This is a genomic window from Synechococcus sp. WH 5701 (genome assembly GCF_000153045.1).
Taxonomy (GTDB): Bacteria; Cyanobacteriota; Cyanobacteriia; order PCC-6307; family Cyanobiaceae; genus Regnicoccus_A; species Regnicoccus_A antarcticus.
In genome coordinates this window covers 1-1510 of the sequence record NZ_AANO01000066.1, presented here as the reverse complement: position 1 = coordinate 1510, position 1510 = coordinate 1, and the positions used below count along the sequence as shown (strand labels likewise).

General features: G+C 62.7%; 2 protein-coding genes. One reads left to right on the top strand and one right to left on the bottom strand.

Going from position 1 to position 1510, the window contains the following annotated elements; genetic code table 11:
• A partial coding sequence (locus WH5701_RS00370) for a (Fe-S)-binding protein (RefSeq protein WP_006169807.1) occupies nt 1–920 on the top strand: 920 nt, incomplete at its 5' end.
• Here WH5701_RS00370 and WH5701_RS00365 read toward each other — a convergent pair.
• Nucleotides 840–1510, bottom strand: a 671-nt coding sequence (locus WH5701_RS00365; RefSeq protein ID WP_037979115.1) for a nucleotide-binding domain containing protein, incomplete at its 5' end; no start/stop codon positions are given. The two genes, WH5701_RS00370 and WH5701_RS00365, sit on opposite strands and share 81 nt — an antisense overlap.

Here is a 1510-nt window from a genome sequence, read left to right as displayed (position 1 = left end):
CCCTCGCCCGCCGCAGTGGCCTAACCCGCTTGTTTGGCCCAGGGATCGAAGCGATGGAACAGCTGCTGCCCTCCCTGGCAGCCAATGCCTTCGACGACGCGATGCCAACGGTGAACCCTGCCATCGGCCCTCGCCGCGGCCGAGTGGCGCTGCTGTTGGGCTGCGTCCAACGCTGCTTCGATCCGTCGGTGAACACGGCCACGGTGAGCGTGCTTCAAGCCAATGGGTTTGAGGTGGTTCTCCCCCCCGAACAGGGCTGCTGCGGTGCCGTGAGTCACCACCAAGGGGAGATGGAGCTCACCCGCCAGCTGGCTTCAGCGCTTGTTGACAGCATGAATGCAATCGAAGGAGAGCTAGACGCCGTGCTGGTGGCAGCCTCCGGTTGCGGCCACACGATGAAGGCCTATGGCGAAATTCTGCACAACAACAACGGCTTCCGGGCACCGGTTTTGGACGTGCATGAATTTCTCACCAACGTGGGATTGAGCGACAGCTTTTCGGCCCAACTGAAGCCCATCGCCAAGGCAGTGGCCATGCATGACGCCTGCCACATGATCCACGGCCAAGGCATTCAGCAACAGCCACGCGCCCTTCTCGCCGCCATCCCCGGACTAGAGCTCAAGGAACCCATGGAAGCAGGCGTCTGTTGCGGAAGCGCCGGCATCTACAACCTGGTGCAACCGGAGGAAGCCGCAGAGCTGGGAACAATCAAGGCAGACGACCTCAGCAACACCGGGGCAGCGCTTGTGGCCAGCGCCAATATCGGTTGCACCATGCAACTTCGCCGGCATCTGCAGGGACGGCAGCCGGTTCACCACCCAATGGAACTGTTAGCGGCATCAGCCGGCTTGCATCCGCTGCCAAGCCTCACACAGGCTGCTGTCGGTGCCGAGATTGCCGGGGAAGGTGACGATCGGTAGCGCCTGCGCGACACCCGCTGAAGGGCGCACAACCGATAACCCCGGCATCAACTGACCTTCCAGCTCCACCGCCTCCAAATCCAACCCATCTGCCAACAAGGTTTGGGTGGTGATCCCACCCTTGCTAATCAGGTAGCCCAATCCCGGTGCCAAGGCCCTAGCGAGACGCCCCATCAGACGCGCGATGGTTTGACACATCAAGCGCCCCGCCGACGCGCTCGCCAATCTGATCTCACCGCGGCTGGTGAACAACACCGGCGTTCGGCCCGACTGGAGCAGGGCTTGAAGTTGCTCGCACCATTCCCGCTCCAAATCCGGCAACAGCAGGTCGGGCGATCCACCGTCCAACACCCGAGCAATGCGGCGCACAGGCAGTTCAAGGCCAATGCAGCGAGGATCCTCCAGCAACCGCATGAGCTGCTGATCAGCCAGGGGAACATGGGATCCCACCATCACCAACCCAGGCAGCCCCTCCCCGTTGGGGCCGCGTCGTCGCAACCGAGCTAAGCCATTCGGATCCAACGGCTGGGGACCAGGGTCGGCCAGAGCCTTCACCACACTGGCCGCTGAACGGAAAAGAAACCGCCGTT